We start from the raw sequence: 21,890 nt of genomic DNA, 5'->3' as shown, positions 1-21,890 counted from the left end.
GTAATAAGCGCCGTAAGGGCAGGAAATTCCTCCTTCATGTGCATTTCGCTTTGCCGTCAATATCTCCATTTGAATTTTAAGAAAATCAAAAAAATGTCTACGTCCAGAAATATTTTTACCAACAAAGAAAGCAGCTTCCCTACCGCAGCAGGCATCTTCTTTGGTTTGGGCCTTGGCGGCCTGGTGGACACAGTAATACTCCCCCGCATCATCAACTGGCACAACACACCAAGCAATGCGCTCCCTATCACATCCATTAAAAACCTCGTCACCAGCAACTTTACAGGTAGCATGACAGCTAGCTTTACATATACCCTCACCTGCGTCTTCTTCATCACTGCATTCATCCTGTTCTGGCAGGCAAGCAGAACATATAGCCTGCAACCCTCTTCACCATTATTGAAAGGAAGCCTGCTCACCGGATGGGGCACTTTTAATATGATAGAAGGCATCATGGGCCACTATCTCCTGAACGCTCACCATGCCGAAGGATCAGTAGCTATTGCGTATTCAATTTATTGGGACATCTGCTTCCTGGTGACAGGCGTGATCATGCTGGCCGCAGGAGTAAGATTGATACAGCAAAAAGACATGAAACAAATTACTTATTTGTTTGGCGTGAATACAGCGCGGAAAAATCAAATTGCATGAAATAGTTGAACGGCTTATTTAAATGACCTGATGCTCAAGGTCAGCCAAAGCCTTCGAGACAAAGTCATAGATCACAAAGACCAGACCAATTAGTCAGACATTAATTTTTTAAACCAGCCGGGCAAACGCTTTGATGCGGTAACCACCGTCAAAAAGACGCCCTACTCTTCTTGCCCATCGATGAGGCCAGCAACAGCATAGGCGAAAGCCTGCCCACCATCACCCTGGAACGCCGCGACGGCGACAAACACCGCTACCACACCGCCAGCCGCGACGCCTACAGCGGCGTGCGCGCCCAATGGCATGACCCCAACGACGCGAAAGAAAAAAGCGAACTGATAGGCGAAGACGACAACCCAAAACGCCTGCGGCATACCTACCCCAATCAAGAGGCGGCAGAGCAAGCAGCAAAAGCAGAAATGAACCGGGTAAAGCGTGGCAAGGCCACCCTGCAATTTACCCTGGCGCTGGGCAGACCAGACATTACCCCCATGATGGGCGTACGCATCCCCAGCTTAAAAGCACCTATCGGTGATACTGACTGGATCATCGTCAAAACCACCCACAGCGTCACGGCGCAGGGATTTACTACGCAATTGGAGATGGAGACAAGGAAGGGGCAAGAGGAAAAGGACGCGGGGGCTGTAGAAGAGTCAGAGCAATAATGATAAGCTAAACGACCAATAGCCCTGCAAGTTAATCCGGCTAATTAATCCTCCCTATAGATGACGATCAAGCAAATACTCGTGAGTACATTTTCGTTTCCTACTGAATATCGCTGTACCAGTTGCCAGACAGCTTTTCGAGCCCCGTTTCGCGAGGCTTATTACTATTTGGGTTCAGCAGCCATGGGACAGCAAGTGGAGGATAGTCAGCTACTTAAAATACCGCTTCGTCCTGCCTGGTGCAAGGATTGTGCGGGCTTGTGCGCTGCCGAAGACATACTTCCATTACGGGACTTTGAAAACGCCTATGGGGCAGCACGTGCAGGCAAAGAGATAGAATATCCTGTTTGGTCAGAATATATGGACGCCCAATTCGTGGCAAGCGAAGTCGGCCATTACCTCCGCTGGAGAATGACACGTCGTCATGCGCCACGGGTACTCTGTTGTGGAGGTACGAACTTTCAATATCTCGACGTTGAGCAACCCTTGATCAAACATGCCGAATGCGAGTTTGGTTTCATACAAGGCTGGTATCGTATTGGCGGATATAACGGACCAGGCCCTGGAGTGCGTAGCGCGGCCAATATTCGCTTATATGACAGCGAGGGCGGACTGATAGGGCAACTGACTTGGCGAAGCAAAGAAATTAACGGGTGGGACACAGAGAAGCTCAGTTACCCTACTCCTATTGAAGATTAGCGGCGCGTAATCGACCGCTGGTTTGAAAATGTATGAATGTCAGACCTGCCCCCTCGCCCTTATAGTTATTTCAACAGGATTATGATAACACTAGCAATGAAGTCATGGAAAATGGGACTGCAAACGGTTTCATTAGTTCAGGCTGTGAAACAGTATTCAACAGGTTCACTCATTAAAGCTAAATTTGAAGTTGATCGATTATTATCTGGAGAATCGGTAGCTTTGCAGTTTGCTTCGGAAGCGGAAAGAGATGATTTTAAAACTAAGGCGGAAGTTTTCGGTGTTATTTTCGATTAGTGCGTAATCGCCTGCTGGGTTGGAAATGTATGAATGTCAGACCTGCCACCGAGACCTCGCAGGCTTCAGAATGCGGGCCAAAGGAACAAAAATGCAAACTATTAAATTTGAAATTGGAAGCATTGGACGGCCGTTTAGTGACGACTATGTCATGGAAGTTGAAAGTGAAATTGGCATCAAGTTTCCACTTGCTTATATTGATTTTATGAAGCATGCAAATGGTGGAAAACCAATCAAGCAGTTTTTTTCAATAGGTAGCAATGAGAAAGTGATTGAAAGATTTTTATCTTTTGTTGAGGACTACAAAAACGATGAATTGGGCCTCTATGACATTGAGGTTGTATGGAGTCAGATTGAAGATCGGTTGGAAGAAGGCGTATGCCCCTTTGCGGCGCTATTTGCTGGTGACTTCCTGTGTTTTGATTTCCAGAAAGGCGGGGTACCATCAATCGTTTTATGGAATCACGATGCCGCAGCAAGAGGAAACCCCTGTTATCAACACGTCGCAAACAGTTTTGATGAATTTTTAACGAGTCTGAAGGCAGCGGAAATTAGCGCGTAATCGCCCGCCGGGTTGGAAATGTATGAATGTCAGACCTGACCCCAGGCCCTTAGAGAAATCTTACTTTCTTATAAGGCGAAATACTGAGACCAGTTCTACTGTTAAATGAATTGATTAATACGACTGGGCTAATCGACTCCATTATTGCAAGTCTTTTTAATATGAGCGGGAGTATTGACCTTACATCTGTATCAATTTTCTTCATTTTATTGATCAAGCCTGTCCCAAAAATATCGTCCTCTAAAGCACCTGTCTCTGCCGTTTGATGCCTGAGGCGATACAATATCGCAACCCAATAATTGACACGCTCGTCCAATGGCCATTTCGCGTACAAACTTGGCAACAATTCACGCTCAACAGCAGGACGCACAATGTCAGCAACGTCTTCTAATGTGGGTGAAGCAAACATTTGGTCGCACTCAACGATTTTCTCATTTAGATCTGTCGAGAAAACACTGTAGACCTCGTAACGCACATTAGTGCCTTGTTCAAGAATAGCGCTTTTGATTACTCTATACGGCACGCCTTCAACAAACACCTCTTCTGACGTGGGAAGTGCTTTTTCACGCTCGTCCACCGATAAGACACGAGACAAGGATAATGAGTACTCAATTTCTTGTTGCTTGCCCAATTCTCTATTTATAATCCAAACCAACACTGAACCGTTTTCAGCGCAGTCATAGGCTGTTAAAAAATCAGATTCGTCAAACAGTCCAGACAATTGGATTGGTAACTCTGCATAGGCGAGTTGTTCTCTAAAAATCATTCATGCCACTCCAATTTAGTAGACAGTGTATCGACATTTAACGGAAGGGAATCGTGCGAAAGGATAAAAATGTATGAATGTTAGACCTGACCCCTTGCCCCCACACTTGACGCGTCTCGAAGTCGAACTTTTGTCGCTTCGCGTGGAACATCCGCCGGGTTGGAAATCTATGAATGTCAGAACCGCCCCCTTGCCTCTCTCGCCGCTGTTAAATCCTCAAAATATTTGTAATTATTTTCGACTTGGTCATGCCAACTACGTGAATTAACTTCATGTGAGACAGACTTAATAAAATCGAGTTCATCCATTTCCGGATCAGTAAATTGAATACCTAACAACAAATCTGACTCAAAAGGACTATCGCTTAAATCACTAGCAGCTTTCAAATGCTTAATTACATCTACTATTATCCGCATAAATAACTCACATGCGAATTGATCGATAAAATCAGAACCCTTACCTAAAAACTGCGCATCATCAAAATCCTGGTCGTAATATCGATCATAAAACTCATCTATCAAAACACCAACTTCTTCAAATAATTCATTATGAATTGCCAAATAATCCCATTCTGAAGCATTCATTAGAAACACATTATCTGGAACTCCTACATCAACATTGCTCTTAATTTTCCGAGTAACACTTTCCCTAGTTGATACGGCAATACCCATACGGGTAAATCCTGAATCGCAAAAAATCGTAAACGCATAAATTGATTCTTGAACTAATTCTTCCTTTATGAGTGGAATGCATGCCCTGCACGCAGTCAGCATTTTTTCCGAGATTGAGATTTCAAAATCACTCGTTTTCATCGTTTTATGCCTTTCGCTATTTCAACCCATTTATTCTGGGCATTTATTACTTTATCCAGTGTCGAAAATGTATGAATGTCAGACCTGACCCCGCGCCCCGTAACCGCCCCGCTTCTTGTCCGTGCGCGCCTCCTATTCCAGACTCTTTTTTATCTCGTCATGAAATATAGAAAAAAACAATCTCGGCGGCACATTCTCAATGCATGAATATTCATCCATGTGTATGGTCTCCCATGCAACACTATCATCTGCTAGTAGTTGCTCAAGGTATTTTAAATATTGTATTTTGAACGACTCTGAATGAGCTAAATATTCTGGCAGTACATACTGTTTAACTAAATAATGAATTTCATTTAACTTAGTAAGATCCAAACTGGCGATATCGTCCCATGCCGCCTTCCCTAAGCTCGCCTCAGGCCCAATGCAATCTAAAAAAATTTCCACTGTGTAGAGCATATCGTCTTTTGAATTTTTATTTTTCATAAATGATTTCAGCGCAAATGGGTGATTAGCGGCGAATTATCGCTCGCCGGGTTGGAAATTTATGAATGTCAGACCTGACCCCGCTGACCCTGATGTGCTGAAATGTATTTTTTCATATATTCGATAAATTCAGCGGCAACAATTACTGGTTCCAAATTTTCTTCGTAGAATACGTAAATCGGAGGATTGTCATTTCCATCGCAAACAAAATAATGGTATGACCCTCCTTGATATGCAGAGAAAACGAAAGCTTTTTCAGGTGGGCGAAACGTTTTATTCCACTCGTCAAGCGCATCAGTAAAATCATCCTTTAATCGCACAATTTCATCGTAGAAAAAGTCCACATCCTGGCAAAATACTCCTGCAGAAACTCCACATTGCCGTAAAAAATCTTTATATGACCCCGGTAAAGTTACAGAAAACGTCGCTTCGAGCGACTTAATCTCCGCTTCGGCGACGCCTTTAATTTCATTTTCTTTGCATATCCCCGCTTGTATCAGCCATTTCTTAAAGTCTGCGTGCATGTTTTGAATCGCTCCTAACGGCCTAATTAACGGATATCTACTTTGTAATTAACGCAGGTTGTCCCTACTCACCGCCCGCCACTGCGGTGCCTGACTCGGCACTGCCACACATTCTCTAAACTGCCCATCATCCATTTTCTCGATACTGCCGACTGAATATTGATTGCCGTCGTTGTAGCAATGGTCTTGCGTCTGTCTTTGCTCATCGTGTTTTGATGTGGCTGGCAACACTATTGTGGCCATCGCTGCGCATAGGGCCAGTGACGTGCCTATTACCAGGCAAGTGGCGTATCGTTTGAGCCTGTTTTGTCTCTGAGCATGTGCCTGGCATTGTGTACATTCTGGCTCTGATCGTTTGTGGCAAATAGTGTCGTGTATCGCGAGGCGCTCGGTGACTATGAGACCCGCCCTTTCGTTTTCTGTCTGCATTTGCAGTTTGTTGTTTCGTTTTTTGAGCCAACGTTGATGTGGATGTAGGTGTTAATCTTAGTGCTTCGTTTAGACGGCCTAAGAGTGCCTAGCCAACACTTGCTACTATGGCTGTTGCTTGGCTGTTGTCAGCATCTACTTTTTTGACTTTTTTTCTATTAGGTTGAGTAACCTTGGTCAGATAATATCGCCAACGATTTGCTGCTCTGCTTTTCAATAGAGAGTAATCCGCGAGGGCGCTAATAACTCAAAGTATTCGAACAAAAAAATAGCAAATGCAAATTTGCCGGTAAACTGGGGCAAAGTTTTTTTGCCACTTTTCAATTAGCAAAAGCCCCCCCTGCACCTATGATTTCTGCCGTTCTCAATGATTTCTTACTATAAAGTCAATATAATACACAAAAAAAGCCCTTGATTTTCATCAAGGGCTTTTTCGTATTCGTTGGCGGAAGCTGTGAGATTCGAACTCACGAAGGCTATAACACCTCGCCAGTTTTCAAGACTGGTGCATTCAACCGCTCTGCCAAGCTTCCGAGCCTGATAGTATAACCGGAGTGAGGGGCTTGAGCAAGGCTCAAATGTCGAAATGGAAGTTTTTATCCAGCAGAGCAAGCAATTGCTGGGGACTTACGGGGCGTGAATAGAGATAGCCCTGCACTTCGTCGCAACCGGCGTTGATGAGAAAAGCCAGTTGTTCGCGGGTTTCTACGCCTTCGGCGATGACTTTGTGGTTGAGTTGCTTGGCCATCATGATGATGGCGCTGGCGATGGCGCAGTCATTCTGGTCTGTGGGGATGTTGAGGATGAAGGAGCGGTCTATTTTTAGCGTGTCTATCGGGAAACGCTTGAGGTAGGACAGGCTGGAATAGCCGGTGCCAAAATCATCCAGCGCCAGGATGACGTTCTGGGCGGTGATTTGCTCCATGATGGCGATCACGCTTTCTGTGCTGTGCATGAGCATGCTTTCAGTGATTTCCAGCTCCAGCCATAGTGGGGAAATCTGGTAGCGTTGCAGGGCCTCTTTAACGCGCAGTGGCAGGCTGTTGGTGAATTCCCTCGCTGTGACATTAACTGCGATGCGGAATGGCGCTATGCCGCTGTCTTGCCATTCTCTGGCCTGGGCGCAGGCGGTTTCGAGTACCCAGGCGTCGATTTGCAGGATGAGTCCGGTTTCTTCTGCGACGGGGATGAACTCTGCGGGGGAGATCAAGCCTTTCTCGGGATGCTGCCAGCGCAGCAAGGCTTCTGCGCCTATGATTTTGCCGCTTTGTATGTCGACCTTGGGTTGGTACTGTAAATAGAATTCCTGGTTTTCCAGCGCCTTGCGCATGCTGGATTCAAGATACAGCCTGCCAGCGATGCTTTGGTTCATGCTGTCGCTGTAAAAAACAAAGCTGCCGGATACATTGCCTGCACTACGCTTGGCCTTGTACATGGCGATATCGGCTTTTTGCAGCAAGGCATTGGCGTCATTGCCATCTTGCGGGAAGACGCTGATACCTATGCTGGCACCGACGCGCAGTTCATGGCCGGAGACGATGAAGGCATCATTCAGGGCATGCAAGAGTTTTTGCACGACCAGGCTGGCATGAAAATGCTGGTTAATGTCGAGTACGGCGATGGCGAATTCATCACTACCTAAACGGGCGACGATATCGTTCTCGCGCAGGGTCAGCAAAAACCTGGCAGCGACCTGGCGCAGCAATTCATTGCCTATGTCGTGCCCCAGGGTGTCATTGATGAGCTTGAAGCGGTTCAGGTCAAGAAAAATGATGGCGGCGCTGGTGTTATTTCTTTGTGAATGCAAGAGTGCATTATCAACGAGTTGGCGGAACAGGCTGCGGTTGGGCAGGTTGGTCAGGCCGTCGTAATAAGCTAGGTGATTAATCTTTTGTTCTGCTTCTTTGCGCGCAGTGATGTCGCTGAGATAGCCTATGATGCCTATGGGCAGGCCCTGGGCGTCACACAAGGGAGAAAGATTGAGACTGGCCCAAAAAACTTCGCCAGATTTTTTCTTGCGACGCACTTCCATTTCACGACCGCCATGCTCCAGGAAACTGTCATACATTTGCATGCCGGTTTCATCTTCGCCGTCGTACAGAAACAGGATGTTCTTGCCGATGACTTCTTGCGCAGCATAGCCAAACAATTTTTCTGCGCCACGGTTCCAGCTCAGGATAAAGCCTGCCAAGTCCATTGTGACGACGGACTCATGGATTTGATCAATGATCTGCGTTTGCTGCCATTGGGCCTGGGCAGATGCCTGCATTTCCTGATCAAGTTTGGCGCGTCTTGAAAACAACTTTGCTGTCAGGCTGGCGAGTGTATTTAATTTTGCCAGATCGGCTTCATTGATCTGCCCTTTTTTGCTGGACAAGATGTAATAGGTTTCAGGTGATGCCATGCATAGCACATCTGCATGCGCCTTTTGCGCATCAATCTTGCCGCGCTTGAATGCGGCATTGGCATCACGAAAAACGTCCTTGACGATGCGATTTAAAGCCGCATCCAGTTCTTCGCCCCGCAGGCATAAGACTGCCTCGCCAAGACTAGCACCGACTTCAAGTTCATCTATCGCAGGCAGTCTGGTCATCTCTACATGTCCTGACAAACCTGATTGACCCACGCATAGGCGGTGATCACGCATTCATAATAATCGTCGGCGCTCAGGCCCAGTTCTTCTATCAGGCCAGGATTAAAATCCTTGAATGGCCGGTCTGCCCTTTCCACCAGGTCCAGACTCTTTCCCAGAGTGCCTGACTTTTGCAGCAAGGCATTCAGCACGTCAGAATTCAGGTTCAGTGGCTGCAAGACTTCAATGAGAGGATTGCCAAACAATTTGTCCAGCAAGGAAAACATGCCGACCATGAAGGCACAATCCAGTTCATCTTTATTGCCGCCGCGTTTAAGACAAATTGCTTCCATCAGGGCGGCGCGGAAAGCAGCGCGTGGCATCAGAGGATTTAAACCACCATGATGATCTTGCTGACGGGCGTACAACAATAATTGCAACCATCTCTGCAATTGCCTGCGCCCCAGCAAATTGATGGCCTGGCCAAAGCTGGATACCCGCACGGTTTGTGCAAAGGCAGCAGAACTGACGAGTTTGAAGAGCATGAAGGAGAGTGTCGCATCCTGCTTGAATAGTTCTTCCAGCTCTCGCGATTCAGCATCGCGTGCAACCAGGCCCAACAACTTGAGCAGGCGCGTTCTGGCTGTGGCATCTGCAGCCTTGTTATTGACGGGTGGGTGGAATGCATAATCGCCAGAGAACCATTTAAAACCGGCTTCATTGGCTTGTTCTTGCAAGGCGGCATTTGGCAGGTTTTGCGCGATGTGATTGCCACCGTGCAGACGTATCATCAAGGGTTTGGCATGCGCTGGAATATCTTTGCTACAGTCTGCGCTGATTTTTTTTGCACCTTCCCAAATAGCATTGTCGTAGGCCTCAATATCATCAATAACGATGCGTGCACCGTGAGAGCTGAAATGCTTAAGCCTGGTTTGCACTTCTTTATCTTCTGCCGACTTGGCGGATATGGATAAAAGCAGGCGTGCCAATGGCAGGCGCGTGTCGATGTCTGCCGGAATGAGAACGGGGTCTGCAGCCCGGATCAAAACGGAAATGCCGGTAAGCCTGGAGAAAATTTCTTTTTCTTGCAAAAACTGGAGTACGCCAATTACTTCACTGACAGGCAAGGCGCCAAAATCAGCTTGCAAGGCAAGCAATTGTTGCTTGCTATTCATTACAGGCAAAAAAGTGCCAATTCCACGGGCCAGTGTCATAGAAAACAGACTTCAATTGTTACAAAAATTGGTAGAGATATTAGTTTGGGAATTAACCAATTGCAACACAATTTAAAGCGGCAGGTGAGGTTTTTTGATACTTTTTAGGAGTATCTGACACAATTGCCAGAAACTGGGCGCAAAATCGACGAACTGTGACCGCAGCATTACAGCGCTGTTGATTTTGCAGCAGGTCTTGCGAATGCCGTTACCCAGCTATCAGCATAGAAGATATTTTAGATTTCACCAATAAGGTCTGTGGCAAATATGCCATGTTTATTGGCGAACGAGGTGTTTGACGAAGTGTTTGACTAAGTGTTTGACTAAGTGTTTGAATCAGTCGCCACCAAGGAAAATCTGTTGCAGGTCATTCAAGAATTGTTTACCCAGAGGCGTAGGGCAAATGATTTCATGATCGCGATACAGCAAGCCTTTATTCTCTGCAATCAAGAGTTCTTTTTCTATGGTGTTGAGCAACATGCCAGTGCGCTCTTGAAACAGGTTGACCTTGAAGCCCTGCTGTAAGCGCAGAGCATTCAACATGAATTCAAAACCCATTTCATCGGTGGGAATTTCAAGCGATTCTTGCACACAATTACCAGCAGCCATGGCATCCATATAAGCCCTGGGTTGCTTGTAACGTGCCTGGCGTATCACCCGATGTGGAAAGGATATTTTTGAATGTGCACCGGCACCTATGCCAAGATAATCGCCAAAGTTCCAGTAATTCAGATTATGCTTTGACGCCCTGCCCACTTGTGCGTAGGCAGAGACTTCATAATTACCATAGCCTGCTGCAGCCATACGGCCATGGATGATGTCTTGCATTTCTGCGCTGAGGTCATCATCGGGTATGGCAGGTGGAAACTTGGCGAAATAAGTATTTGGTTCCAGCGTCAGGTGATATAGCGACAGATGCGGTGGTGCAAAAGAAATCGCAGTTTCCACGTCCTCCCTGACTTCATCCAGAGTCTGGCCGGGCAAGGCAAACATCAGGTCGAGATTGAAGTTATCAAAATTCGCCTGAGCAATGTCTATGGCGCGACGCGCCTCATCGCCATCATGGATACGCCCCAAAGCTGCCAGGTGTTTGGAGTTGAAGCTTTGTATGCCTATCGATAAACGATTGATGCCGCTTTGACGATAAGAGCGAAATTTCTCTGCTTCAAAAGTGCCGGGATTGGCTTCCATGGTGATTTCTGCATTGCCATCCAGTGGCAGCAGTGTACGCACGTCAGAAAGCAATCTGTCCAGGCCTGCTGCTGACATCAGGCTGGGTGTGCCACCACCGATGAAGATGGTGTAAATCTTGCGACCCCAGATCAATGGCAAGGCAGCCTCAAGATCGGCGCGCATGGCATCCAGGTAAGCGGACTCGTCAAAACTGCCTTTGACTTCATGCGAATTGAAATCGCAATAAGGGCATTTGCGTACACACCAGGGAAAATGGATGTACAAAGACAGCGGTGGCAATTGCGTCAGATTTAAACTACCTGGCGCAAGATACTGGCTGGCCACATCACCGGGTATAGTCGATAAATCCGGTGATTTTTTTTGTACTGGCTGGCTTGCCGCTATGGGCTTGATGGGTATCATTTCAGTTTTTCAACAAGGGCGCGCAAAGCTTGCCCACGATGCGACAATTGATTTTTTTCTGCTGCTGCGAGTTCGGCTACGGTCTTGTTCAAAGCGGGGATGAAAAAATGCGGATCATAGCCAAAACCATTTTCACCGCGGGCATCTGCAATAATCTCACCTGCCCAGACGCCATCAGCAATCACAGGCTGAGGATCAAATTCTGAACGCACGAACACCAGCACACAATAATAATAGGCTGACTTGTCTGCTACGCCAGACAAATCAGCAATGAGTTTTTGGTTATTGCGCGCATCAGACTTGGGTTCACCAGCAAAACGGGCAGACAGCACGCCAGGAGCACCTTGCAAAGCGTTAACGCAGATGCCGGAATCATCTGCCAGTGCTGGTAAACCAGTCAGGCGAGAGGCATGTCTGGCCTTGGTCAGGGCATTTTCGACGAAACTGGGATAAGGTTCCTCAGCTTCAGGCACCTCAAACTCAGATTGCGCTCTGAGGTCTATACCCAGAGGTGACAATATCTGATAAAACTCTTTGAGCTTGCCTTGATTATTCGAGGCCAGGACTATTTTCTGGTTTGTGCTCATACTCATCCATCCAATCAACTTACTTGCAGACCCAATACTTCTTTTTGCAAGGCGATCAAGTCAGTGATGCCATCATGCGCCAGATTGAGCAAGGTGTTCATGGTCATGCGGTCAAATGCTTCACCTTCTGCCGTGCCCTGCACTTCTACGAAATGACCGTGCTCTGTCATGACGACATTCATATCGGTATCACACTGTGAATCTTCAGGATAATCAAGATCCAGCACAGGATGCGACTGATACACACCAACTGAAATCGCCGCCACAAAATGCCTGAGTGGTACGCGTAGGATGAGTTCACGCTCTACCAGTTTGGAAAACGCATCATAAGCTGCAACCATGGCACCGGTGATGGATGCGGTACGCGTACCGCCATCAGCCTGAATGACGTCGCAATCAATATGCAAGGTACGTTCACCAAAGGCTTCGAGATCAAAAGCAGAACGCAGAGAGCGACCTATCAGACGCTGGATTTCTTGCGTGCGGCCAGATTGCTTGCCCTTGGCAGCTTCCCTGTCCATACGACTATGGGTGGAACGTGGCAACATGCCATATTCTGCAGTCATCCAGCCCTGCCCTTTACCCTTCAGAAAACCGGGGACTTTATCTTCGATACTGGCTGTACATATGACTCTGGTGTCACCAAATTCGATGAGGACTGAACCTTCTGCATGCTTGGTGAAATGACGGCTGATAACCACCGGACGCAATGCGTCCGGTGCGCGCCCGCTAGGGCGAAATGAATTTGACATGATATTTAGTTCTTGGAGGTGATGCGTGATGATTTGTGTATCGCGTTGCGAATTTCTGCTATGGCTTTTTCAATTTCTGCATCATTGAAAACATCGCCATCTGTGACTTCCATTTCAGCGTCGACAGGTGCCTGTATGGTGGTAGTCACCGAGCCTATAGGTAAAGTATTGGTAGAGATGATAGTGGAGTTATCCATGCGGTCATCACCTTCCCACATCATGGCCAGGGCTGTGACATTATCGCTTTGCTTGCCAGCGATATCGACGGCTGAACGTATCAACTCAGGCACGGCACGCACGATGGTATGGTCGTGCAGACGCTGAGCCAGCATATGATCAGGTAAAACTGACCATAAACCATCTGAGCACAGCAAGAGCAAATCGCCAGGCTGCAAAACAGCACGGCGTGACAACTCAACGATAGGTGCGTTCGGTGCACCCAGGCAGTTGAACAACTTGTTGCGGTCAGGGTGAGTATGTCTTTCTGCCGGATCAACCTTGCCCTGAGCAATCAGGGTTTCAAGACGGGAGTGATCCTTGGTGCGCAAGAGAATCTGCCCCTGACGCATCCAGTACAGACGTGAATCACCGCAGTGCGCCCAATAGGCATAGCCATTTTGTATCAGGCAGGCAACGATGGTGGTGCGCGGGGTTTCTGGCAGATTATTGATGGCGCGGTAACGATGTATTTCTTGATGGGCCGCCAGGAAGCTGTCTTCCATGAAGCGCTCTGGCCGTCCTATCATGGGGTGCGCTTGCTGCTGGAACAGATTGCCTATGGTTTGCATGGCAATGGCAGCTGCCATTTCACCCATGATATGACCACCCATGCCGTCCGCCAGCAAAAGCAAAATCGAATCGCGGGTAAAGCTATACCCCATTCGATCCTGGTTAACCTTGCGGCCACCAATATGACTTTCTTGATAAACGGAAAAACGCATGAGATTTTAAAAACTTATGATAACTATTAATAGAAACAAAACAAAGGATAAACCATCATGGCTTATCCAGGGTTTTGGCCAGAAGCGGCATTCAATTCAGGGTACTTTCCTGTATCGTCGTATGGTCGCTTTCTACTTTCTTTCTTTTGCCACTGCCAATCAGGTTTTTGAATTTCAATGTCATTTTTTCCATGAAAGTCAATTCGCGCTGCGGCTGTGCCTGGATAGCCAGGGCTTTTTGCAAAGCAAATACACTTTGCGGCCGTTCCAGCGGGTCGAGCTGCAAGCACCAGCGCACAACCTCAATCAATTCTGTCGAGTATAAGCCCTCGAGCTTGCGATAATGCCCTTCCATCTTGTCACTGGTCTTGCGCTGGTCTGATGGCTGTGGTGGTGCGCCGACCATGCAGGCAAAAATGGAAGCACCAATGCTATATATATCAGTCCAGGGACCAAGATTGCCGTTTTTCAGGTACAACTCTGGCGCGGCAAAACCGGGAGTATACATTGGGTAGAGCTTGGGTATGTCGGTTTTCAGGGTTTGGCGGGCTGCGCCAAAGTCCAGCAAAATCGGCGTACCGTCCAGGCGCAAATAGATATTGGCTGGCTTCAGGTCCAGATGCAGCAATTTATTGGTATGCACTTCACGCAAACCATTCATGACCTGGTTGAACATACGACGGATGAAACGCTCTGAAACCAGGGGTTTTTCCCCCTTGTCGCGGCGGCGCAGGATATGCTCTTGCAGTGAACGGCCAGATTCATACGCCATGACCATGTAGACGGTTTCATTGGCCCTGAAGAAATTGATAACACTGACCACATTGGGGTGAGAGATACGTGCCAGCGCACGGCCCTCTTCAAAGAAACACTTCAAACCTATGCGATAAATCGGCAGGTTTTCATTGGAAATAGCCGGAACCAGCTCACCCTGTTGGCGTAAAGCCAGGGAACTTGGTAAATACTCTTTAATTGCAACTGCGTTGCCATCTTCATCAGAAGCCAGATATACAATACTAAAGCCACCGGACGCAATTTTCTTTACAATGCGGTATCCGGCAATTTCCAGTCCATCTGGCAGTGGTGCGTTATTTTGTGCGGCCATCAATCGTCCAATTCACTATACAAAACGGATTGTGTTGATTATTGCGGTATTTGTAAAGAATATCCTAGTGTCTAATGCGCAATTTTGCCAATCTAATCCACAGTTCACGCTTTTTAAGGAAATACCTTGAGCATTTTTAGCATGACAGGTTATGCCACCAGCACTAACGAAACCGATGCTGGCACCATCACAATTGAGATCAAAAGCGTCAATTCTCGCTTTTTGGACCTGCAATTTCGTATTAATGACGAGTTTCGTTCAGTTGAGTCGCAATTTCGCGAAGCCATCACACGCAAGCTGGCACGCGGCAAAGTGGAGTGTCGCTTCAGCTTTGGCAAAAAACTGACAGAAACACACAATAAGAGCTTGAATACCACTTTGCTTGAACAGCTTTCCAGCTTCCAGGCGGGCCTCAAGCAGCAGTTTCCTGATGCAGCGCCGCTGAGCACGAATGAAATCCTGCGCTGGCCAGGCGTCATCGAAGAAAGCGAAATCAATGCTGAATTCTTGCAGACTGCCATTAACGACACTATCAACAAGACACTGGAAGCATTTGTTGTCAGCCGTGAACGTGAAGGTGCAGCACTGGAGCAAGTACTGCTGAGCCGTATCACGGCCATGGAAGAAATCGTCACCCGCATCACGCCTTTGATGCCGCAAATTGTCCAGCAATTCCAGCAAAAAGCCACGACCAGACTGGAAGAAGCACTGGGACTGGCCCTGCAATCCAGCGGCAGCAATGCCGGCCAAACCATCACTCGCGAAGAGGCTTTAGATCGTATACGCCAGGAAGTGACCATGTATGGCATACGTGTGGATGTCGCTGAAGAACTGGCACGTCTTTCTGCCCATCTGACAGAAACCAGACATATCCTGAAAAAAGGTGGCCAGGTTGGCAAGAGACTGGACTTCATGATGCAGGAATTGAATCGTGAAGCGAATACCCTGGGCTCTAAAGCAGCATCCAAGGAATTGTCCGACGCGTCCATGGAATTGAAATTATTCATAGAACAGATGCGCGAACAAGTACAAAACCTTGAATAAACAGTCGCATTTGCTTATACTCCCGCACTCTTTTTCTTGGGAAAGTTTCAAGATCAGGGGCGGGATATAGACGAAAAAGGCCAAAAAGGCCAAAAGTCGAAATCGCCTCACGTAATCTTGTAGATGAACTCAACAACCACACCGGAGGAATCTCATGCAAACCAATAATTCGACTGCTGGCAGTCTTTTTGTGGTGGCCGCCCCCTCTGGTGCTGGCAAGTCCACGCTGGTCAACGCCTTGCTGGCACAAGAACCGGCGATCAAATTATCGATTTCCTACACAACTCGCCCGCCACGTCCGGGGGAGCAGGATGGCCGTGAATACCATTTCACGACGCCAGAAGATTTTCTGGCGCGCAAAGCTCAGGGTGAATTTTTGGAGTCGGCTGAAGTACATGGCAATTACTATGGCACTTCGCGCATCATCATTGAAGACCAGATGCGCTCAGGCACCGATGTCTTGCTGGAGATAGACTGGCAAGGTGCGCAACAGGTCAGAAAACAATTCCCTGGTGCTGTTGGCATATTTATCCTGCCCCCCTCCATTCCGGCACTGGAAGAACGCCTAAAGAAACGCGGACAGGACGAACCGCATGTCATCACCAAGCGCATTTTGGCGGCTGGCGGTGAAATGGCGCACTCCCCAGAGTTCGAATATGTTATTATTAATCAAGACTTTGCAACAGCCTTGTCAGAATTGAATGCAATCGTGAAGGCAACACGCTGCCGATTTGCACAACAGGCAACACGTCATTATGAGCTGTTTGCCCAGCTTGGCATTCACGCCAACGCGAATTGATTCGCAAACCCAATTTAGTTATCTAGTTTGTATTGAGGAAAAAACATGGCACGTATTACCATTGAAGACGCATTGAAACAAATCCCTAACCGCTTCCAGTTGACACTGTGCGCCACTTATCGCGCTCGCCAATTGTTGCAAGGCCACACACCTAAGGTTGACTCCAAGGACAAACCTACCGTTATCGCACTGCGTGAAATCGCTGAAGGTAAAGTTGGCATAGAAATGCTCAAAAAAGTGCCGGTATAAGCCGCTGCACCTGCATTCTTAGCCGCTCCTTCTTAAAGCCTTTTATCCGGCCGGGAATCACAGAATGAACCTCAATGACAGTCATTCATCTCTGGAAAGCAAACCGGCCGATACAGCTTCAGTCGCGCTGACTGCCATGCGCAGTCCCGTGGCAAGCATTAGCTCTGCCAGTCATATCAACAAACACACGTCCCATCTGGATGATATAGACAGTGTTCGCGCATCGTCGGCGAATACCGGTGTTGCATCCATTACTGCATTAACCAACCGCATCAGCGAATATATGTCGGCCAGTGAATTAAAACTGGTCAAGGAAGCCTATCGCTTCTCTGATGAAATGCATCTGGGCCAGGTACGCAAGTCTGGCGAGCCGTATATCTCTCACCCCATCGCTGTGGCAGAAATCTGTGCTGAGTGGAAGCTTGATGTGCAAGCCATCATGGCTGCCCTCCTGCACGATGTGATGGAAGATCAGGACGTTAAAAAAGACGAATTGATCGAACGCTTTGGTGCACCAGTCGCAACTCTGGTTGACGGTCTCTCCAAGCTGGAAAAGATAGAATTCCAGAGTCAGATTGAAGCCCAGGCGGAGAACTTCCGCAAGATGCTGCTCGCCATGGCGAGAGACGTGCGCGTTATCCTCGTGAAACTGGCAGACCGCCTGCACAATATGCGCACCCTGGACTTCATGTCTGCGGAAAAAAAACGTCGCATTTCTCGCGAAACCATGGATGTGTATGTGCCTATCGCGCACAGACTGGGCCTGAATAATATCTATCGCGAATTGCAGGATCTGGCGTTTTCGCATCTTTACCCTATGCGTTACCGCACCTTGTCCAAGGCAGTCAAGGCGGCCCGTGGCAATCGTCGTGAAGTCGTCAACAAGATCATGGACGCGGTAAAAACTGCCCTGACTGAAGCTGGCCTGAAGGCTGAAGTGTATGGCCGCGAAAAAACCCTGTACGGCATTTACCGCAAGATGCATGACAAGCACCTGAGTTTTTCCCAGGTACTGGATGTATATGGCTTCCGTATCGTCGTCAGCGACTTCCGTGACAGTTATTATGCCCTGGGTAGTTTGCATGCCCTGTACAAGCCGATGCCGGGCAAGTTCAAGGATTATATTGCCATACCCAAGACCAATGGCTATCAATCCCTGCACACGACGCTGATCGGCCCTTATGGTACACCAGTCGAGTTCCAGATACGCACGCGCGATATGCACCATGTGGCAGAGTCTGGCGTCGCTGCGCATTGGCTGTACAAAAATGAAGAAGGTAGCCTGACTGACTTGCAACAGCGTACACACGCCTGGCTGCAGTCTTTGCTGGACATACAAAAACAGACCGGTGACTCTGCCGAATTTCTGGAACACGTCAAAATCGACTTATTCCCTGATTCTGTCTATGTCTTCACTCCAAAATCCAAAATTATTGCCCTGCCGCGCGGAGCAACAGCTTTGGACTTTGCTTACAATATCCATACCGACATTGGTGACCAGGCTATTGCCACCCGCATCAATCATGAGCCTGTGCCACTACGCTCAGAGTTGAAGAATGGCGATATCGTCGAGATTATCACCTCACCCAATTCGCGCCCTACGCCAAACTGGCTGACTTATGTACGCACAGGCAAGGCCCGCTCGGCCATACGCCATTATCTGCGTACGATTAACCTCAATGAGTCTACTGAACTGGGCAAACAATTGCTGGCGCAAGCTTTGGTGTCGGTGAATCTGAATCCGGACCTGCCGGACAGCCTGATCGATAAATTGCTCAATGAATCCAGCGCCAAGTCCCTGGATGAAATCCATACTGACATTGGCATAGGTAAACGTATGGCGGCGCTGGTGGCCAGACATATTCTGGATCTGGTGGAAGATGATTCGCCGTCCATCCCTTTCCAGCAATATGGCGACAAGATCAGCAACAAGCGCGACCCTGTCATCATCTATGGCAGCGAAGGCCTGTCGGTGCAATTGGCCGCCTGCTGCCTGCCCATACCTGGCGACGGCATCGTTGGCCAACTCAAGCGCGATCAGGGCCTGGTGGTGCACACCGATGATTGCGAACACGCCAAACGCTTGCACATCAAGGAGCCTGACCGCTGGATAGATGTGAATTGGGGTGAAGACCTGAACCGTCGTTTTGATTGCCGTATTGCGGTGACGGTAACGAATGAGCGCGGTGCCCTTGCCCGCATCGCTGCTGAAATCGGTGAGTCAGATGCAAACATCAGCCATGTCAATATGGAAGATGGTGATGCCAATGACATGACCAATATTCACTTCACGATACAGATAGAAGACCGCACCCATCTCGCAAGAATTATGCGCAACATCAAGCATTTGAATGGTGTTAGCCGCATAGTCCGGGAACACGGCTAAAAGCACTTCAGTGCATGGTCTTGTGCATTTTACGCAAACCCCACCAGACCACGCCTGCAATTACCGGCAACGATAAACCTGCCAGCAAGTCTGGATTGATGGGCAAACCGATCGCCTTCAGGCCCTTGCCTGCATAATAGACCAGGCCAGTCATGTAATAACTGATCGCCACGACAGATAGACCTTCTACCGCCTGTTGCAAACGCAATTGCTGGCCTGCCCTGGCATTCATGCTTTGCAGTATCCTGCGGTTTTGCTGCTCCTGCACTATGCCAACTCTCGTCCGTAACAGATCATTGGTGTTGGCAATACGCTCTGCCAGTGTTTCCTGGCGCCGCACGATGGCTTCACAGGTATTCATCGCTGGTGCCAGGCGCCTGTCCATGAATTCACCTATGGTGGGCACGCCTTCTATCCTGAATTCACGCAGCTCGGCTATGCGTGACTGCACCAGCTTGAAATAAGCCTTGGATGCAGCAAAGCGATAACTGTTTTCCAGCACCAGTTTTTCTGTGCGGGCAGCCAGGTCAATAATTTTCCGCAGCAAGCTTTGCTCTGCATCAGTCGAACTTGCCTCGCCCTGGCCATTGCCAGCCATGGTCATGGCTGCGGTCAGGGAAACCAGTTCACTCTCTATGTCATTCAAGACTGACGATGCACTTTGCGCATGCGGCAAACCCAGCAAGGCCATCATTCTGTATGTTTCAATTTCCAGCAAGCGTTGCACAGTACGGCCAGCTTGCTGATCCAGAAAACCATTATCCTTGACGACAAAACGACTGAAGCCATCGGCCTGGATCACAAAATCCGTCCACACTTCGCCACGACTCAGAACCTCGCTCCCCACTACCACCCCGCCCTCAAATATCTGTTTGACTGGCACAGGTGGCTTAAATTCCTGATTGGCGGGTATCAGCGCCACATGTGTGGCGACCATGACCTTTTCTTGCAACTCAAACAACCATTGCTGCGGCAAATGACGTAAAGGCACATTCGCAAATACCTGTGCCAGCTCCGTGTCTTGTGCTGGCGTTTCTGGCTGCTCTGCAGTGTTTTCAACAAAGGTATAGGTAGCAAACTCTGTATGACATTCCCATTTCAAGCGAAAACGCCCAAAATCGTGAAAAAAATACTTGGCATTGCCAGCCGGGCTGGCAACCGCAAAGTGACGGCAAAAATCACCAAGTATCACTTGCTGGGTCAATAGATTGTCGCCACCCAGGTGAGCACCGTTGCGGGTGAAAATTGCCAGGTGCGTCAGCGTCTCGGGGGCATGCAAACGCAATGATGGGCGGGAATGAAATTCAGCCGCCAAAGGTATGCGCAGGGGATGATTGAGTTTGGAGTAGGCGATGGACATGGGAAGATCATCAAAACATAGAAAATTTATGCCGGGTAATCGACCTCTAAAATGGTCAACTCCTCTATCCCGCCTGGTGTACGCAGCGTCACTGTATCGTCAACCCTGGCCTTGATAAGTGCTCTGGCCACAGGGGAAATCCAGCTGATCTTGCCTTGCAGGGGGTCAAACTCATCCACGCCAACAATGGTCACAGTGTGTGCTTCACCATTCTGGTTTTCGTAGGTGACGGTCGCGCCAAAATAGATCTGGTCGGACCCATGGTGGATGCGAGGGTCAAATACTTCGGCAATATCGAGGCGTTTGGTCAAAAAGCGTATGCGCCGGTCTATCTCACGCAAACGTTTTTTGCCATAGATATAGTCGCCATTCTCCGAGCGGTCACCGTTGGAAGCCGCCCAGTGTACGATATTGACAATCTCAGGCCGCTCAACATCCATGAGATGCAAAAACTCATCCTTCATGCGCTGATGCCCTTGTGGCGTCATATAGTTTTTTATGCCAGCAGGAATGGCTGGTGCGCCGAATTCTTCTTCGTCGTCCGGATCGGCTTCTTTGATAAATGCTTTGCTCATATGCTCATTGTAGCGGACTTGACCAAAATAATTTTCTTTGCAACACCGAAAGCCCACACTTAGCTTATAAAATAGAAGAATACTTTGCTTGTCGTTACCATTCAATAGTGCTTCCAACAGGATGCCTGGTAATGCCAGCTTGCCAGACTAAGGAAATGGATTTTGCATGACAGAAAAAGCAGCAATCAATGTACTCATCGTCGATGATCATGCCGTGGTCAGGGAGGGGGTAAAAAGCATTATCTCAACCACAACAGATATTGCCGTCATTGCAGAGGCAGAAGCCGGACTGGAAGCCATACGTTTAAGCCGTCAACTCGATTTTGAGGTCATGTTGCTGGATATCGTCTTGCCAGACAGGAATGGCATAGAAGTATTAAAGCAAATCAAGTCTGAGAAACCTGGCATTGCAGTACTCATGTTTTCGATACACCGCGAAGACCAGTATGCGGTTCGCGCCTTGAAGGCAGGTGCATCAGGATTCCTTAACAAGCAATGCAGCGGCACGCAGATACTGGACGCCATCCGTCAGGTTGCGCGTGGCTTGAAATACGTCAGTACGCAACTGGCACAAGAACTGGCCAATAACCTGAACCAGGAACATGAAGATGCATTGCACAAAACCTTGTCTGACCGCGAGTTCCAGACCATGACCCTGATTGCGTCCGGCAAGTCTGTCAGCGATATTGCAAAAGAATTGTCACTTTCTGTAAAAACCATCAGCGAATACCGCTCCAGAATTCTATTGAAGATGAAATTGCGGCACAATGCTGAATTAACGCACTATGCCATTAAAAATCAGCTTGTAGATTAAACGGCAAT

Annotated in this window: 23 protein-coding genes and 1 tRNA gene; 10 read left to right on the top strand and 14 right to left on the bottom strand. The window is 48.2% G+C overall.

Annotated features, from left to right (window positions below; translation table 11 throughout):
- The first annotated feature begins 36 nt into the window (after nt 1–36).
- The 5 genes from DFR42_RS01825 to DFR42_RS01805 all read left to right on the top strand — a co-directional run bounded on the left by DFR42_RS01825 (nt 37) and on the right by DFR42_RS01805 (nt 2,874).
- Nucleotides 37–651 carry a DUF2243 domain-containing protein gene (locus DFR42_RS01825; RefSeq protein ID WP_110253240.1) on the top strand — a complete coding sequence of 205 codons (615 nt, stop codon included), beginning with the start codon at nt 37–39 and terminating at the stop codon, nt 649–651.
- Between the two features lie 170 nt (nt 652–821).
- Nucleotides 822–1,316 (top strand): hypothetical protein, encoded by a 495-nt coding sequence (locus tag DFR42_RS01820; RefSeq protein ID WP_110253239.1) that lies wholly within the window; start codon nt 822–824, stop codon nt 1,314–1,316.
- 60 nt (nt 1,317–1,376) lie between these two features.
- Nucleotides 1,377–2,015, top strand: coding sequence for a hypothetical protein (locus DFR42_RS01815; RefSeq protein WP_110253238.1), 639 nt, complete (start codon nt 1,377–1,379; stop codon nt 2,013–2,015).
- Between the two features lie 96 nt (nt 2,016–2,111).
- Complete coding sequence (locus DFR42_RS01810; protein ID WP_170133387.1) at nt 2,112–2,312, top strand: hypothetical protein; 201 nt, start codon at nt 2,112–2,114, stop codon at nt 2,310–2,312.
- 91 nt (nt 2,313–2,403) lie between these two features.
- Complete coding sequence (locus tag DFR42_RS01805) at nt 2,404–2,874, top strand: SMI1/KNR4 family protein (protein WP_170133386.1); 471 nt, start codon at nt 2,404–2,406, stop codon at nt 2,872–2,874.
- A gap of 49 nt (nt 2,875–2,923) precedes the next feature.
- Here the strand turns inward: DFR42_RS01805 and DFR42_RS01800 are convergent, their stop codons facing one another.
- The 12 genes from DFR42_RS01800 to DFR42_RS01740 form a co-directional block, all read right to left on the bottom strand.
- Nucleotides 2,924–3,640, bottom strand: a complete 717-nt coding sequence (locus DFR42_RS01800) for a hypothetical protein (RefSeq protein WP_110253235.1) — start codon at nt 3,638–3,640, stop codon at nt 2,924–2,926.
- A 176-nt stretch (nt 3,641–3,816) separates the two neighbouring features.
- Nucleotides 3,817–4,452, bottom strand: a complete 636-nt coding sequence (locus tag DFR42_RS01795) for a DUF4303 domain-containing protein (protein ID WP_110253234.1) — start codon at nt 4,450–4,452, stop codon at nt 3,817–3,819.
- 132 nt (nt 4,453–4,584) lie between these two features.
- Nucleotides 4,585–4,935: a hypothetical protein gene (locus DFR42_RS01790; protein WP_110253233.1), complete on the bottom strand. Its 351-nt coding sequence runs from the start codon at nt 4,933–4,935 to the stop codon at nt 4,585–4,587.
- Between the two features lie 68 nt (nt 4,936–5,003).
- Nucleotides 5,004–5,459 (bottom strand): SMI1/KNR4 family protein, encoded by a 456-nt coding sequence (locus DFR42_RS01785; RefSeq protein WP_110253232.1) that lies wholly within the window; start codon nt 5,457–5,459, stop codon nt 5,004–5,006.
- A gap of 872 nt (nt 5,460–6,331) precedes the next feature.
- A tRNA-Ser gene (locus DFR42_RS01775) sits at nt 6,332–6,421 on the bottom strand.
- A gap of 41 nt (nt 6,422–6,462) precedes the next feature.
- Nucleotides 6,463–8,481 carry a putative bifunctional diguanylate cyclase/phosphodiesterase gene (locus tag DFR42_RS01770; protein WP_110253230.1) on the bottom strand — a complete coding sequence of 673 codons (2,019 nt, stop codon included), beginning with the start codon at nt 8,479–8,481 and terminating at the stop codon, nt 6,463–6,465.
- 2 nt (nt 8,482–8,483) lie between these two features.
- Nucleotides 8,484–9,635 carry an EAL and HDOD domain-containing protein gene (locus DFR42_RS01765; protein ID WP_245936790.1) on the bottom strand — a complete coding sequence of 384 codons (1,152 nt, stop codon included), beginning with the start codon at nt 9,633–9,635 and terminating at the stop codon, nt 8,484–8,486.
- A 375-nt stretch (nt 9,636–10,010) separates the two neighbouring features.
- On the bottom strand, nt 10,011–11,270 hold the full coding sequence (gene hemW, locus DFR42_RS01760; protein WP_110253228.1) for a radical SAM family heme chaperone HemW: 1,260 nt from the start codon (nt 11,268–11,270) through the stop codon (nt 10,011–10,013).
- Nucleotides 11,267–11,857 carry an RdgB/HAM1 family non-canonical purine NTP pyrophosphatase gene (gene rdgB / locus DFR42_RS01755; RefSeq protein ID WP_110253227.1) on the bottom strand — a complete coding sequence of 197 codons (591 nt, stop codon included), beginning with the start codon at nt 11,855–11,857 and terminating at the stop codon, nt 11,267–11,269. The genes hemW and rdgB overlap by 4 nt, the downstream gene beginning before the upstream one ends.
- A 14-nt stretch (nt 11,858–11,871) precedes the next feature.
- A complete protein-coding gene (gene rph / locus DFR42_RS01750; protein ID WP_110253226.1) occupies nt 11,872–12,609 on the bottom strand; it encodes a ribonuclease PH in 738 nt (245 codons plus the stop codon).
- A gap of 5 nt (nt 12,610–12,614) precedes the next feature.
- A complete protein-coding gene (locus tag DFR42_RS01745) occupies nt 12,615–13,550 on the bottom strand; it encodes a PP2C family protein-serine/threonine phosphatase (protein ID WP_110253225.1) in 936 nt (311 codons plus the stop codon).
- A 91-nt stretch (nt 13,551–13,641) separates the two neighbouring features.
- Nucleotides 13,642–14,655 (bottom strand): serine/threonine protein kinase, encoded by a 1,014-nt coding sequence (locus DFR42_RS01740; RefSeq protein WP_110253224.1) that lies wholly within the window; start codon nt 14,653–14,655, stop codon nt 13,642–13,644.
- A gap of 141 nt (nt 14,656–14,796) precedes the next feature.
- On the opposite strand from DFR42_RS01740, the gene DFR42_RS01735 reads away from it, so the two are divergent.
- From DFR42_RS01735 to DFR42_RS01720, 4 genes are all read left to right on the top strand, one after another.
- Nucleotides 14,797–15,699, top strand: coding sequence for a YicC/YloC family endoribonuclease (locus DFR42_RS01735; protein ID WP_110253223.1), 903 nt, complete (start codon nt 14,797–14,799; stop codon nt 15,697–15,699).
- A gap of 154 nt (nt 15,700–15,853) precedes the next feature.
- Nucleotides 15,854–16,498: a guanylate kinase gene (gmk, locus tag DFR42_RS01730; RefSeq protein ID WP_110253222.1), complete on the top strand. Its 645-nt coding sequence runs from the start codon at nt 15,854–15,856 to the stop codon at nt 16,496–16,498.
- Nucleotides 16,499–16,543: 45 nt separating this feature from the next.
- Nucleotides 16,544–16,747: a DNA-directed RNA polymerase subunit omega gene (gene rpoZ, locus DFR42_RS01725; RefSeq protein ID WP_110253221.1), complete on the top strand. Its 204-nt coding sequence runs from the start codon at nt 16,544–16,546 to the stop codon at nt 16,745–16,747.
- Between the two features lie 64 nt (nt 16,748–16,811).
- Nucleotides 16,812–19,133, top strand: coding sequence for a RelA/SpoT family protein (locus DFR42_RS01720; protein ID WP_110253220.1), 2,322 nt, complete (start codon nt 16,812–16,814; stop codon nt 19,131–19,133).
- 7 nt (nt 19,134–19,140) lie between these two features.
- On the opposite strand, the gene DFR42_RS01715 is transcribed toward DFR42_RS01720, so the two are convergent.
- Both DFR42_RS01715 and greB read right to left on the bottom strand, forming a co-directional pair.
- A complete protein-coding gene (locus DFR42_RS01715) occupies nt 19,141–20,493 on the bottom strand; it encodes a DUF3422 family protein (protein ID WP_110253219.1) in 1,353 nt (450 codons plus the stop codon).
- 26 nt (nt 20,494–20,519) lie between these two features.
- Nucleotides 20,520–21,068, bottom strand: a complete 549-nt coding sequence (gene greB / locus DFR42_RS01710; RefSeq protein ID WP_110253218.1) for a transcription elongation factor GreB — start codon at nt 21,066–21,068, stop codon at nt 20,520–20,522.
- Nucleotides 21,069–21,234: 166 nt separating this feature from the next.
- Between greB and DFR42_RS01705 the strand changes: the two genes are divergently transcribed.
- Entirely contained in the window at nt 21,235–21,882 is a 648-nt protein-coding gene (locus DFR42_RS01705; protein ID WP_110253217.1) for a response regulator, read from the top strand.
- The last annotated feature ends 8 nt before the right edge of the window (nt 21,883–21,890 follow it).

It is taken from the genome of Undibacterium pigrum (genome assembly GCF_003201815.1).
In the GTDB taxonomy this organism is placed as follows: domain Bacteria; phylum Pseudomonadota; class Gammaproteobacteria; order Burkholderiales; family Burkholderiaceae_D; genus Undibacterium; species Undibacterium pigrum.
The sequence above is the reverse complement of the archived record's forward strand: the minus strand, read 5'-3'. Positions and strand labels throughout refer to the sequence as shown.